We start from the raw sequence: 12,887 nt of genomic DNA on the forward strand, positions 1-12,887 counted from the left end.
GCCCGCGGACCTCATGGCTCATCGTGCGGTGTTTACCGCCAGCACCACCACTGGCACCACCACGGCGGCGGGGGAGGAGGCGTCGGCGTCGGGGTGGGAGTCGGGCTGGGCGGCTGCTGGGCGGCCTGGCCGGTGTAGAGCAGGCGGTTCGGCGTGTCACCGGAGACGCCGCTGATCTTGGCGCTCGACGCGGCCCCGACGATGCCGCTCTTGACCTGCTGCGGGGTGGCAGCCGGGTTGGCCGCCAGGTAGAGGGCGGCGGCCCCGGCCACATGCGGCGCGGCCATCGACGTGCCGGACAGGCTCTTGGTCGCGGTGTCCGAGTCCTTCCCGGCTGAGGTGATGTCGGCGCCGGGCGCGAACAGGTCGGTGCAGCGGCCGTAGTTGGAGAACGACGCCTTGGCGTCGGACTTGGTCGAGGCGTTCACCGTGAGCGTGAGGCCGTTCGCGCCGCCGAGCCGGGCGGGGGACTGGCCGCAGGCGTCGGCGGCGGTGTTGCCGGAGGCGACGGCGTAGGTGATGCCCGCGGTGATGGACCGCTTGACCGCGTCGTCGATGGCCGCGGACGCGTTGCCGCCGAGGCTCATGTTGGCCACCGCGGGCCGGACGGCGTTCGCGGTGACCCAGTCGATCCCGGCGACGACGGCGGAGGTGGCGCCCGAGCCGCCGCAGCCGAGGACCTTCACCGCGGTGAGCCGCACCGCCTTGGCGACACCGTGCGCCGTGCCGCCGATCGTGCCCGCGACGTGGGTGCCGTGGCCGTGGCAGTCGCTGTTGTCGCCGTCGCCGGTCGTGTTCGTGCCCCACCGGGCCCGGCCGCCGAAATCGCTGTGCGTCGTGCGGATGCCGGTGTCGAGGACATAGGCGTTCACGGTGGCCGCGGTCGCCGAGTAGGTGTAAACGCTGTTGAGTGACAGGTCGCGCTGGTCGACCCGATCGAGCCCCCAGGACGGCGGGTTCGTCTGCGTGTCCAGCAGGGTCACGGTCTGGTCCTGCTCCACATAGGCCACCCGGGGGTCCGCGGCCAGCCGCCTGGCCTGCCGCTCGCCCATCGTGGCGGAGTAGCCGCGCACGACGGAGCCGTACCGGTGCCGCACAGTGGCGCCGTATGTGCGCGCCTGCGCGTCCGTGGTCGCCCCAGCCGTCACCCCGTCCTTGAGCACCACGATGTAGGACCCGCTGATCGCCCGCCCCGAATCGGCGTGCCGGACATCGCCCTCGTCAGCCACGGCCAACCCGGTCCCGGCCACGATGGCGACCGGGCTGAGCAATCCGATGCCTACCCAGCGTCGCCAGGTTCTTGCCCGACGTGAGGTCGTCATTGACCTTGTCGCCATAGTGGCGTCCTTCCACCCGAATGGCCGTGCTTGGTGCGCCAACATGCCCCACGCCTGCGGTGGATTCATCGGGATAACTACTGAGCGGCGCCTACCTAGGCCGTTTGGCCCATCGGCGTTGTCGTCCACTTTCGTCACTCGATGACAAAGTGGACGGGATATTTCGCGCGAGCCGCTACGGCTTCCGCTCGGGCTGAGTCACCGGAGCGCCCGGGTAGATCAAGGGCCGGAGCTCATCCTCCCACTCGCCCAGCTCATCGACCAGGCGCAGCACGCCGCGGCGCTCGGCGCGGAAGCCCACCGCGAGGCCCGCCGTCGCCACTGCCAGCGCGGCCGCGATGAGCGCCATCCCGATCGCGACCACCCGCGGGGGTGTGTCGCCAAGCGACAGCCTGACCACCAGACCGGCGACGGTCAGGCCGACGACGGCCCCGAGCGTGCCGACCAGAGCGGGCGGAAGGGGATCGTTGCGGTGCCCCATGGCGAGCCAGCGCCGCCACGGGCGGTCCGCGCGCTCCCGCAGCACGGCCCGCACTTGCGTCAGGGCCTGGTAAACCGACTCGGCTTGGCGTTGCCTGCCGAAGTCCTTGGCCGCCAAGTGGCCTTCGGCGAGCAGTTCCCGCAGTCGGACCGCGGCCCTGCGGAAGGTGAGAGTGTCCGGGGAGACCGGCGGCGGCCACTGGGTGTCCACTCGCGACACCTGGCCCACCTGGCGCTGAACCAGCCGGGCGAAGGCGATCGCGACGGCCCCGCTCACCAAGACCTTCATCTCGGTCCCCAGCCAGGCCGCGTCGAGCAGCGGAAGCCCCATCCAGACGACCGCCACCACCAGCAGGTACAGGGCGTAGAGCGGCCACATGTCGGTCAGGCTCGCCCGGAACGCCCGCTCCTGCCACCGCCTGGTCACCGCGTCCAGCCGGGGCCGCAGCACGGCCATCACGACGACGCAGACGGCGAGGGCGGCCGTCACCAGGACCAGGATGTACGCCGTGGTGAGCAGCTTCTGCCACACCGGCCAGTCCAGCTCGAACGCGAGCAGCAGGGGGAAGATCGTGAACACCGCGCCCCAGCCCGTCGCGGCCAGCGCCAGCCGCAGGCCCGGCCGGGCGGGCTGGTCGCCGGTGAGGTCCGCGACCGCGACGGCCACCTCTGGCGCCGCGGGCGTCTTGTCGATCGTGGCGGTCAGCCTGGCCAGGCCGTCCTCGTAGTCCGCGGGGCGCAGCGGAATGGACTGCAGCAGCGTGACTTCGGCGACCTCCGGCGGCAGCTCGTGGTACTCGGGCTGCCTGGCCTGCCCCAGCAAGACCGGGATCACCGTCTTCCCGGTGCGCAGCGCCGTCGACAGTTCGTAGGCCACCCAGTCCATCCGCCGCTCGACGGCGAAGTCCGCGACCCAGCCGTCATGGATCACCGCGACCACCACGTCACTGGCGGCCAGCGCCGCCTTCAACTCGTCGGGATACCGCTCGCCCGGGGTGAGGTCGGTGTCCACGAACACCCGGTCCGGCCCGAACCGCTGCCCGAGCCGCGCGACGAGCCCGGCAACGGCGAGCGCGTAGGGGTCGTGTCTTCGATAGCTGACGAAAATCGTGCCCACTGCCGTGCCCCCGTGCTCGCTGATGACCCGCGCCGCCCGCGTCGGACGTCGACACGCGCGCCGACGACCGTGCCATGTCCGCGCCATCGGCGCCAGGACAGAATGCGTCCATGTCAGCGGAGCGAACCGCGCGGGCGGCGCGGCGGAACGGTTGAGCGATGGCGACCATCTTCGTCAACTACCGGCAGACCTATTACCTCAACGGCGACCCGGACGTGGCGGTCCGGCACGTGCACACCCAGGTCGTGGAGGCCATCGCGGACCGGCTCGCCTGGCATTTCGGCCGAGACCAGGTTTTCGTGGACACGACGCTGCGGATGGGCGACCGCTATCCCTCGGTGCTGCGCCACCACCTCGCCGAGAGCGAAGTCGTCGTCGCCGTGATCCACCGGGAGTGGGTGGGCGACCTGATGGACCGCGCGGGCGCCCAGGACTGGGTGCGGTTCGAGCTGAGCACCGCGCTGCGCGCGGGAAAGCAGATCATCCCGGTGCTGCTCGACGGCGCCCCGCTGCCGCGCGCCGACGAGGTGCCCCCCGAGCTCAGCGAGTTGTCGCTGCTGCAGAAGAAGGACCTCACGTTCGGCAACTGGCTCCGCGACCTCGCCGACGTGATCGCCGAGATCGAGCGGCACGTGCGCACGGACGTGGTCGTGCGGGACGCCCCGCGGCGGGTCGAGCGGGAACGCGGTCCGGTCGCGTTCGCCGTGGCTGGCGTGCTCGGGCTGCTGGCGCCGGTGGGCGCCGCGATGGTCTTGCCGCTTGACGCGTCGGGCCTGGCCGTGTGGTTCACCGCGCTGGTCGTCGCCGGGCTGTTCGGCATCGGCGTGGTGTTGGGCACGGCCACGCTCGTCAGCCTGGCCAAGGCGCCCCTCGATGTCCTGCACAACGCCTACACGCGGACACCCGTGGCGCAGCGGACCAACGCCATCGTCGGCCTCGTCGTGTTCGGGCTGGCCGCGGGCGTGCTGCTGACCACCGACACCATTCACATGGAGTTGCGCTTGGTCGCGACGGTGCTGATCGCGAGCCTGTGGGGAATGCTCGGCGCGCAGTGGTTCCGCCACCGCGAGTCCGCCGACCAGTGGCCGACCCCGGACCTGCCCGCGCGGCCGACGTCGATCCGTTGGGGGATCGGCAAAGTCGAGACGCACCTGCGCACCAGCGCCACCCCGCTCTCGCGGACCCACCGCGACCAGGCGAGGTTCGCCCTCGACCAACTCACCGCGAGCGTCGCCCTGCTGAGCGAGTCCTGCCGCTCGCGGCGCGTGACCTGGCTGCGCAAGTCCGCGCCCTGGCTCACCTTGCCGCATCTGTTCTGGTCCTGCGCCACGATCGGCGCGGCGGCCGTCGCTCTGACCGCGTACTGGAAATCCGGCGGCGGCCACTGGTCGGCCCCGGCGTGGGCGGCGGGCGCGGTCCTGTTGGCCCTGGCGGGCTACCTCGGCGCCATCGACCGCGCGTACCGCCTGTGGCGGTGGCAGGGCCAGGTCGTCGTGGCCGCCGCGCCCGGCGAGATCGAGCGGTTGGAAAGCGCGCTCGCCGAGATCAGCGTGCCCGGCGTCGCGGAGCCGTAGTCACCGGGCGGGTTTCACGCCCGCGAACTCGATCGTCCTCGGCTCACGGTCCACCCGAACGTCGCGCAGACCGGCGCGGGTGAGGCGGGCGGGCAGGGTGGCCGCGTCGACGATGGTCATCGTGTCGCCGATGTGGAGCAGGCGGAAAACGACGCTTGACTGGCTGTCGACGCCGAGAAAGACCCCGCCGGGCCGCAGCACCCTGACCGCCTCGGCGAACAGGGCGTCCTGGAGTTCGGTCGTCGGGATGTGGTGCAGCATGGTGAAACAGACGACGGCGGAGAAGCGGTCGCTGTCGAAGGGCATCGCGGCGCCGCTGCCTTCAACCACGTCGACCCGGCCGCCGAACTTCGCGCGGAGGGCGGCGCACGAGGCGGGGTCGATTTCGAGCACGGTCAGGTTGGGGGCCAAGTCCGCCAGGACGGCGGTGGTGGCGCCGAAACCGGGGCCGATCTCCAGCGGGTCGTCGCCGAGGTCGACGCCTGCCAGGCGGCGGGGGAGGCGTTCGGCGACCGCGTCCGCCCACGTGGCGGAGGCGCATATCTTGCGGTGCAACAGGTTCATCGGCATGGAGTCGACGGTAGGGCAGTGATCGACTGTCCGACAGGCGATAGGCTGACAGGCGATGTCGCAGAACGGTCAGGTCGGCGCGATGGTGCTCGGCGAGTTCGACCTGCCCGCCGGAACGTGGATTCCCTGGCACGAGCACGCCGTCCACCAACTCGTCTGGTCCGCGCGCGGGGTGGTCGCGGTGACCGTCGGGGACGCGCACTGGGTGCTGCCGCCGACCCGTGCGCTGTGGCTCCCCGCTGGCGTCCGGCACCGCACCGGCGCGGTCGGCCGCGCCGCCCTGCGCGGCGTCTACGCCGACCCGGGCCGCTGCCCGGTGCGCTGGCCCGCCCCCACCATGGTCGCCGTGCGCCCCCTGCTGCGCGAGATCCTCGAATACCTCACCGGCGACGGCATCGGCGCGCCCCAGCGCCGCCGCGCCGAAGCCGTCGCCTTCGACCTGCTCGACCCGGTCGACGTCGTCCCGATCACCGTGCCCGCGCCGGTCGACCCACGGGCCAGGGAAGTCCAGGCCGCACTCCTCGCCGACCCAGCCGACCCGAGAGGACTGGCCGAGTTCGGCCGGGCCGTCGGCGCGAGCGAGCGCACCCTCGCGCGGATCTTCCTGCGGGAGTGCCGGATGACCTTCGGCACCTGGCGCACCCAGGCCCGCCTGCGCGCGTCCCTGCCGCTGCTGGCCGCCGGAATGCCGGTCGCCTCGGTCGCCCGCCGGGTCGGCTACGGCTCCGCCAGCGCCTACGTCGCCGCCTTCCACCGCGAGGTCGGCACAACCCCCAGCGCCTACTTCGCCTCCTGACCCCCACCGCCGGATCCGGTCGCGGTGTGACCGGCCCGCCCACCAGTGGGGGTCGAACCGCTCCGACTACCGGCGCGATGCCGCCCCGCTAGCCATGATGCTGTTGGCGGGTCTCGATGGCACCGGGAGAGGGCATGACGGAAACCAGCGACGTGCTGTCCGCGAACAAGAAGCTGGTCGCGGACTTCTGCGCGGCGTTCTACGACGCGAAGGACTTCGACCGGGCCGTGGCGTTTCTCGGCGCGGGGTTTCACAATCACCATCGCGGGGCCGGGGTGGGGCACCGGCGCACGGTCGACAGCTTTCAGGAGCAGGTGGCGGATCGGTTTCCGGGGTTCTCGCTGGAGATCAGGAGAATGATCGCGGAAGGCGACTTCGTGTGGACCTACTCCCTGATCCGGCTCGCCGACGGGGCACCGAGCGCGGTGTCGGTGGACATCTGGCGGGTCGCCGAGGGGCGGATCGTGGAGAAGTGGGATGTCGGGCAGGGGATCGAGGCGGACACGGCGGCGGCGGACCTGCTCTGAACGGCTAGGCGGACCTAGCCGAAAGAGTGACTGTGGGCTGCCGGGCGACGCCATACCCTGGGCCTATGGCACTGGCTGACTGGGCCGACCCACGGCACACCCTCCGCGCGACCACCGCCTTGATGGGCGCGCCGCTCTCGCAGACGCTGGAGCGGTTCTCGGAGATTCTGGCCGATGTGGTGGCCCACCGGGCGGTGGTGATGCTGACCGGGGACTGCGCGCGGTCGCCGTTGATGAGCCAGGGCGCCGTCGAGGCCACGAGCGCGGAGATGGCCTCGCTCGCCCGGCTTGTCGACGTCGGCCGCCCGTGGTTCGGGCAGGCCGTGGTGGGTGGGACGGCCCGGCCGGTGCTGGCTGTTGCCTCGGCGCCGTCCGGGTCGGCGGGGGCGCTGCTCGCGGTGCTCCCCGAAGACGGAGTGGCGCCCACGGCCGCCGAGCAAGAGGTCACACAGCAGCTGTGGGACCTCGCGACCCTGCACGTGGTGGACCTGCTCACCGAGGCCGTGCCGGTCCACATGGCCGAGAACTGGGCCGCGGCCAGCGCGCGAACCAAGGCCGTCGCCGAACTCACCGACGCGCACGCCACGACGCTGACCACGCTGCTGGTCACGCTGCGCTCGAAGACCCTGGACGACGCCGCCGCGCGCCGCACCGCGATCGAGGTCGCGGTGTCCGCGCTCATCGAGCTGCGCTCGGCGCTGGACCAGGACCGCGCCACCAGCGAGGAGACCGCGGGCGAGGCGTTCGCCCGGCTGGCGGACACCCTGGGCCTGCTCACCCGCTACAGCGACGTCGCGCTCGACCTCACCGGCCCCGAGGCCGCCCAGCGGTCGCTGCCAGCCGACGTCGCCAACGCCGCCCGCGCCACCGTCCGCGACGCGGTGGTCATCATGCTCGAACAGGGCGGCGTCACCCGGATCAGGGTCACCTGGCAGGTGGAGGACACCAGGCTGCGGGTCAGCGTCCGCGACAACGGCGCGGGCACGCTGGCCGCCGACGCGCTCCCCGTGCTCCGCCTCAGCGACCGGCTCCGCGCCCTCAACGGCGCCCTGGAGTTCGACTCGCCGCCGGACTGGGGCACCACCGTCACCGCCAGCCTCCCGCTGACCCCGCCGGAGGTACCCGACGCGAACCCGCTGAGCTCGCTCAACCCCCGCGAGATCGACGTGCTGGAACAGCTCAGCCAGGGCCGCCGCAACCGCCAGATCGCCGCGCACCTGCACATCAGCGAGCACACGGTGAAGTTCCACGTCGCCAACATCCTCAGCAAACTTGAGGTCACCTCACGCGGCGAGGCCGCCGCCGTGGCCAGGGCCGCTGGCCTGCCCGCGCGCGTCTCCCTGGTCCGCCTGCCCACCGACACCCGCTCCGGCAGGCACGCCATCTAGGTAGGCAGCTAGCCGCAGGCGGTGAGGCACGCCGCGGCGCATGGGTGGCCGAGCTGACCGGGTGGCTGGCGCGCTCCGGAGCGCGGGTCGCGACCCCCGCACTGCTGGAGCCGGCTTCAGCTACGCTGCCGTTCGTGCCCGGACAGACATGGTCCCCCGATCCTGAGACGCCCGTCATCGAATACCGGTCCGGCCGGTGGGCGTTCATCGGCGGGCTGGCCATGGTCGTCGTCTTCGGGTTGGCCGCCGTCTTCCCGGACGTCGGGCATCCGTCAGCTTCGTCGAGAGCGAAGAATATCTCTCCGGCCGCCGCGTCGTTCCTCTTCGGCGCGCTCGCGCTGGGCGGTCTGCTACTCATGGTGGGCTCCGTCCCCCGCATGCATCGCTTCTTGGTCGATCAACGTGGACTGTGGTGGCGAGCCGGCCGCAGATCCGATCTGATCGCGTGGGAGGAGTTGCGTGCCGTGCGCGGACGGGAACCGCGCCCGCCGGTCAAGGGCGACCCGAACTCGAAGCCCGTGCTGCCTGCCCTGGTGTTCACCCCCGCGGACGGCCGTTTCGCGACTCGCCACAGCGCGCTGGTGAAGCCCCTGCCGGACGCCAGTCCGGAAGTGGAACTGAGACTGCCGAACATCGCCACGGTCCGGCAGCTGACCCAGGAGATAGCCAGAGTCCGGCCGGACCTACTCCACTGATGCCCTGGGCAGGTCGGTGCGGAAGTCTGATCGAACACTCAATCCAAACCCGATCAGGCCAGCACGACAGCCACGCGAAACATCCGGGCTAGGTCCGCACGCCCAGGGTGATCTGTGCTTGATAGCCCGACGCCGCCGTTCCGGTCACCGTGAGAATCGACTTGTCGCCGGACCGGCCGAAGAGGAAGTCGTTCGCGTTGTCGGTGCGGGGATCGGTTCGGTCGGAATACGGGCGCACCCGGGCCACCGCGGAAATCACGTCCTCGCCGAAATAGAGCTGCCCGGTGTGGGTTTCCCGGCCGCCCGCGAACGCCTTGACGTGAATGTGGGCGGTCCGGTTGTCGTACCAGCCGGGCACGATCGTGGTGAACTCGACCGCGCCCGCCGCGTCGGTGACCTGCACCCCGCGCAGGAACCGGCTGTCCCGGTCGGACTCGAAACCGGAGTACCGCCCGCCCGCGTCCGCGTGCCAGACGTCGACCGCGCCACCCTGAACCGGCCCGCACGATGCCGCGTCGACCAGCGTGATCCGCAGCCGCAGCGGCACTCCGGGCCTGCCGTCGGTGATGTCGGCGCGGTGGAGGTCCGCGTCCAGGTAGTACGGCCCCTCGGTGCCCTCCGGGGTGAGCACGCAGCCGGGCCCGGCGGACGGTCCGGGGCTGGGCGGCTCTGGCGCGGCGCAGCCCAGCGCGGTCAGCCCCAGTCCCATGCCGACCAGCACCGCCCGCCGGGACGGGTGTCTCTCCGGGCCGGTCGCGTTGCCGCCCACGGTGTTCTCTCCGGTCATCGGCGGCCCACGCTGGGCTCGGGCACGGCGTCCGCGCGTGTGGCGAGGACGTGGTCCACGCTGTAGCGGCCCGGCCCGGTGACCACGAGCGTGACCGACACGGCGGCGAGCACCATCACCAACTCAAAGCCGCCGTTCTGCACGAAGATCCCGTGCGGCGCGTGGACGAAGACCCACGCGCCGATCATGATCAGGGCGAACCCCGCCGCCCACAGCCGGGTCAGCACGCCCAGCGCGATCAGGACCCCGCCGACGATCTCGGTGAGGATGGTGGCCGGGGCGGCGAGTTCGGGCAGCGGGATGCCCGCCGCCCGCTGCTCCTCGATCACCCCCGCCATGCCCCCGGCGGCGCCGAGCGCGTCCCACCCGTGCGCGCTGAACACCACGGCGGCCACCAGTCGCAGGAGCAGGAGAGCGGAGTCGGTGGCGGGCGCGGGAACGCTGGCCGTGAGCAGGTGACGTCGGGACACAGCTACCTCCATGGTCGGCAGGTGGAGAAATGTCCTTTATGAGTCTTCTGGTTAGCCCGGAGGCGTGAACATCGCCTGTTGGAGCAGACCTTCCTAGCCGAACGGCCGCGCGGCTCAGGTGTCGATCTCCACGACGCGCGATTTGTTGCGCAGTTCGCCGTTCTCGCGGACCAGGACGTCGGTCACCACGCAACTCGCCCTGATCTCGGATTGGGCGCCCGGCCGGGTGATGACGACCAGCGCGTAGAACACCGTGTGAATCTCTTCGCCGTCGTGGAACACCACGTCGAGCATGGTGAAATGGTGCCTGCGCCGCATCGGGTCGGTCTCGAATTGCCGGTGGAACTCCACCAGGTCGGCGAGGATGCCCGCCCTGGTGCGCGCGGGCTCCCGGTCGGCGCTGTGCGCGAACACCGCGTCCTCGGTGAAGGTGTCCGCGTACGCGGGCAGGTCGCGCGAGTCGAGCAGCCGCATCTGCCGCGCGTAGTACTGCTGCACCTCGACATACAGGTCGGTGTCGATTCCGGTGGTCGTGGTCATGACGAAGCCCTTTCGATGCGAAAGCCGTTCTCCGCACGGTGACGCGCCAGGCTCGAAGCTCGGTCGAAAGGCCGCGCTGGAGCGCTTCGACCGCGGTTCGAGTGGGCCTGCTTAGTTTCGGCCGCCACAGGCACAAGGCCGGGGGAAATGGAGCAGTCATGGCGGACACCCAACGCGTAGCGCTTGTCACCGGAGCCACCAGCGGAATGGGGCTGGAAATCGCGCGGAGCCTCGCGCTGGACGGGCACCAGGTGTTCCTCTGCGCGCGCGACGCGAACGCGGTCGCCGACACCGTCAAGCGACTCCAGTGCGCGGGACTGGACGTCGACGGGCAGGCCTGCGACGTCGTCTCGGTCGCCGACGTCGAGAGCCTGGTGCTGGCCTGCGTCGACCGGTTCGGCCCGATCGACATCCTGGTCAACAACGCGGGCCGCCCGGGCGGCGGCGCGACCGCCGAGATCGACGACGACCTGTGGCACGAGGTGATCAACACCAACCTGAACAGCGTCTTCCTGGTCACCAAGCGGGTGCTCACCCTGGGCGGCATGGGCGCGAAGACCAGCGGCCGCATCATCAACATCGCGTCCACCGGCGGGAAGCAGGGCGTCGTGCACGCCGCGCCGTACTCGGCGTCCAAGCACGGCGTCGTCGGCTTCACCAAGGCGCTCGGCCTCGAACTGGCCAAAACCGGGATCACCGTCAACGCGGTCTGCCCCGGGTTCGTGGAGACGCCGATGGCCGAGCGGGTGCGCGAGCACTACGGCCGGATCTGGGGCGTGGACGAGGCCGAGGCGCACGCCCGCATCACCGCCCGGGTCCCGATCGGCCGTTATGTGGAGCCCCGCGAGGTGGCCGCGATGGTCCGGTACCTGGTCAGCGACGGCGCCGACGCGGTGACCGCCCAGGCGCTCAACGTCTGCGGCGGGCTCGGGAACTACTGAGGCGACGGGGAGACACCATGACGAACCACCGACCGGCCGTGAACCAGCGGCCAGCCGACTCCGACGGCGGCGCGGAAACCGATCTCGTCGCGGTCTCCGACGCGCTCGGCGTGGTCCGGGAGAACGCCCTGAAACTGCTGCGGGAGTTCCACAGCCCGCCCACGTCGCTGCGCATCCAGGCCGCGGGCGTCACCGTGGAGGCGCGGTGGCCGGGCGTGCCCCGCGCCGTCTCGGCCGAGCCCGCGCTCACCGGCGACGGGGGAGCGGCGGCAGGCGGCCCCGCCGACACGGTCGCTCCCGGGCGGGCGGGCCACGAGGTGCGCGCCCCGGCCGTGGGCGTCTTCCACGTCGCGCCCGAGCCGGGGGCCAAGCCGTTTGTGTCCATCGGCGACACGGTCGCGGCGGGCGACCAGGTGGCCATCATCGAGGTGATGAAGCTGATGATCCCGGTCGAGGCGGACACCGCCGGGACCGTCACCGAGGTGCTCAAGGCCGAGGGCGAGCCAGCCGAGTACGACGAGCCGCTGTTCGTCCTCGAACCCGCCGCCTAGCCTTCCACCAGGGGGAAACGCCACCGTCCACCGAGGACGACTCGGTGGACGGTGGCGATCTAGTCTGTCGAACGGGTTAGACGGGATTCGGGGTCCGCAGGCCCGTGCCGTGCGCCAGCACCTCGTGGTGCAGGCGCTGCACCTCGGGGGCGGGCGCCACGCCCAGTTCGGCGTCGAGGACGCGGCGGAGCCGCTGGTACGCCTGCAACGCCTCCGCGCGCCTGCCGCACTTGTGCAGCACCTCGATGAGCTGCGAGTGGAACCCCTCGTTGAGCGGGTTGGCCGCGACCAGCGAGCGCAGCTCGGGAACCAGCACCTGGTAGCGGCCGAGGCGCTTGTTCGCCTCGACGTGGTGCGTGATCGCCGAGAGCCGCAACTCGTGCAGGTAGGTGACGTGCGCGTCGAGCACCTCGCCGACCGGCATCCCCGCGAACGGCGGGCCCTGCCACAGCCGCAGCGCCTCGGTCAGCCGGTCGGCCGCCAGTTCGGCGTTCCCCGCGGCCAGCCCCGCGATCCCCTGTTTGACCAGGGACTCGAAGACGTTGGCGTCCACCGCGTCGTCGGGAACCGAGATCAGGTACCCGGGCGGCCTGGTGACCAGCAGCGACTCCGCGCACGGCACGTGCAGGCTGCGGGCGAACATCTTCCGGGCGTGGTAGACGTAGGTCTGCAACGTGGTGAGCGCGCTGCGCGGAACCCGGTCCCCCCAGAGTTCCTCGATGAGCGTGTCCACCCCCACCGTCTCGTTGTTGCGTGCCAGCAGAAGCGCGAGCACCTGCCCGGTCTTCGATTTCTTCACGATGACCGAGCTGTCCTGGCCATGTGATATCTCGATTCTCCCGAGCACCGTGAACCGCATATTATGGATCATCTATTTCCCCCTGGTTTGGAGTGGCACGCCCCCACGTCGGTCCCCGCCGAACGCCGGTCGTCTCCCGAACCGCCCGGCCCCCCGGGAAGTGCCCTCGCTGCGGTATTCTACCCCGGCGGCCGGATGGCGACGCGCATTAAGTGCGATGAGTTCGACCTCTAAATACTCACCGTTCGGCTAGGTCGAAGTGCTCGAAAGAATAGGCGGCATCCACCCGCCGATAGGGCACGCTGGAGTGGGCGC

At 71.3% G+C, this 12,887-nt stretch carries 14 protein-coding genes; 7 read left to right on the forward strand and 7 right to left on the reverse strand.

What is annotated here, in order from left to right; genetic code table 11:
- Nucleotides 1-32: 32 nt before the first annotated feature.
- The gene (locus ACZ6SD_RS01580) at nt 33-1,322 is read right to left on the reverse strand and encodes a S8 family peptidase (RefSeq protein WP_465314929.1); all 1,290 of its coding nucleotides are present in this window, start codon (nt 1,320-1,322) and stop codon (nt 33-35) included.
- A 190-nt stretch (nt 1,323-1,512) separates the two neighbouring features.
- Nucleotides 1,513-2,934 (reverse strand): toll/interleukin-1 receptor domain-containing protein, encoded by a 1,422-nt coding sequence (locus ACZ6SD_RS01585; protein ID WP_465314930.1) that lies wholly within the window; start codon nt 2,932-2,934, stop codon nt 1,513-1,515.
- 158 nt (nt 2,935-3,092) lie between these two features.
- Here ACZ6SD_RS01585 and ACZ6SD_RS01590 point away from each other — a divergent pair, with 158 nt between their 5' ends.
- Complete coding sequence (locus ACZ6SD_RS01590) at nt 3,093-4,508, forward strand: TIR domain-containing protein (RefSeq protein WP_465314931.1); 1,416 nt, start codon at nt 3,093-3,095, stop codon at nt 4,506-4,508.
- Here the strand turns inward: ACZ6SD_RS01590 and ACZ6SD_RS01595 are convergent, their stop codons facing one another.
- Complete coding sequence (locus ACZ6SD_RS01595; RefSeq protein ID WP_465314932.1) at nt 4,509-5,078, reverse strand: class I SAM-dependent methyltransferase; 570 nt, start codon at nt 5,076-5,078, stop codon at nt 4,509-4,511.
- A gap of 55 nt (nt 5,079-5,133) precedes the next feature.
- Here ACZ6SD_RS01595 and ACZ6SD_RS01600 point away from each other — a divergent pair, with 55 nt between their 5' ends.
- From ACZ6SD_RS01600 to ACZ6SD_RS01615, 4 genes are all read left to right on the forward strand, one after another.
- On the forward strand, nt 5,134-5,874 hold the full coding sequence (locus ACZ6SD_RS01600; protein WP_465314933.1) for an AraC family transcriptional regulator: 741 nt from the start codon (nt 5,134-5,136) through the stop codon (nt 5,872-5,874).
- A 134-nt stretch (nt 5,875-6,008) separates the two neighbouring features.
- Nucleotides 6,009-6,401 (forward strand): nuclear transport factor 2 family protein, encoded by a 393-nt coding sequence (locus ACZ6SD_RS01605; RefSeq protein ID WP_465314934.1) that lies wholly within the window; start codon nt 6,009-6,011, stop codon nt 6,399-6,401.
- A 65-nt stretch (nt 6,402-6,466) separates the two neighbouring features.
- Complete coding sequence (locus tag ACZ6SD_RS01610) at nt 6,467-7,789, forward strand: helix-turn-helix transcriptional regulator (protein WP_465314935.1); 1,323 nt, start codon at nt 6,467-6,469, stop codon at nt 7,787-7,789.
- Nucleotides 7,790-7,833: 44 nt separating this feature from the next.
- Nucleotides 7,834-8,484 (forward strand): hypothetical protein, encoded by a 651-nt coding sequence (locus ACZ6SD_RS01615; protein WP_465314936.1) that lies wholly within the window; start codon nt 7,834-7,836, stop codon nt 8,482-8,484.
- Nucleotides 8,485-8,572: 88 nt separating this feature from the next.
- On the opposite strand, the gene ACZ6SD_RS01620 is transcribed toward ACZ6SD_RS01615, so the two are convergent.
- The 3 genes from ACZ6SD_RS01620 to ACZ6SD_RS01630 form a co-directional block, all read right to left on the reverse strand.
- Complete coding sequence (locus ACZ6SD_RS01620; protein ID WP_465314937.1) at nt 8,573-9,271, reverse strand: intradiol ring-cleavage dioxygenase; 699 nt, start codon at nt 9,269-9,271, stop codon at nt 8,573-8,575.
- Nucleotides 9,268-9,741 (reverse strand): DoxX family protein, encoded by a 474-nt coding sequence (locus tag ACZ6SD_RS01625; RefSeq protein ID WP_465314938.1) that lies wholly within the window; start codon nt 9,739-9,741, stop codon nt 9,268-9,270. Before ACZ6SD_RS01625 ends, ACZ6SD_RS01620 begins: the two co-directional genes overlap by 4 nt.
- A gap of 114 nt (nt 9,742-9,855) precedes the next feature.
- The gene (locus ACZ6SD_RS01630) at nt 9,856-10,281 is read right to left on the reverse strand and encodes a nuclear transport factor 2 family protein (RefSeq protein ID WP_465314939.1); all 426 of its coding nucleotides are present in this window, start codon (nt 10,279-10,281) and stop codon (nt 9,856-9,858) included.
- Nucleotides 10,282-10,439: 158 nt separating this feature from the next.
- Between ACZ6SD_RS01630 and ACZ6SD_RS01635 the strand changes: the two genes are divergently transcribed.
- Together ACZ6SD_RS01635 and ACZ6SD_RS01640 are read left to right on the forward strand one after the other, a co-directional pair.
- Entirely contained in the window at nt 10,440-11,222 is a 783-nt protein-coding gene (locus tag ACZ6SD_RS01635) for an SDR family NAD(P)-dependent oxidoreductase (protein WP_465314940.1), read from the forward strand.
- Between the two features lie 17 nt (nt 11,223-11,239).
- Nucleotides 11,240-11,773 carry an acetyl-CoA carboxylase biotin carboxyl carrier protein gene (locus ACZ6SD_RS01640; protein WP_465314941.1) on the forward strand — a complete coding sequence of 178 codons (534 nt, stop codon included), beginning with the start codon at nt 11,240-11,242 and terminating at the stop codon, nt 11,771-11,773.
- A 76-nt stretch (nt 11,774-11,849) separates the two neighbouring features.
- Here the strand turns inward: ACZ6SD_RS01640 and ACZ6SD_RS01645 are convergent, their stop codons facing one another.
- Nucleotides 11,850-12,572 (reverse strand): AfsR/SARP family transcriptional regulator, encoded by a 723-nt coding sequence (locus ACZ6SD_RS01645; protein WP_465314942.1) that lies wholly within the window; start codon nt 12,570-12,572, stop codon nt 11,850-11,852.
- Nucleotides 12,573-12,887 lie beyond the last annotated feature (315 nt).

The organism is Actinokineospora sp. NPDC051303 (genome assembly GCF_055586285.1).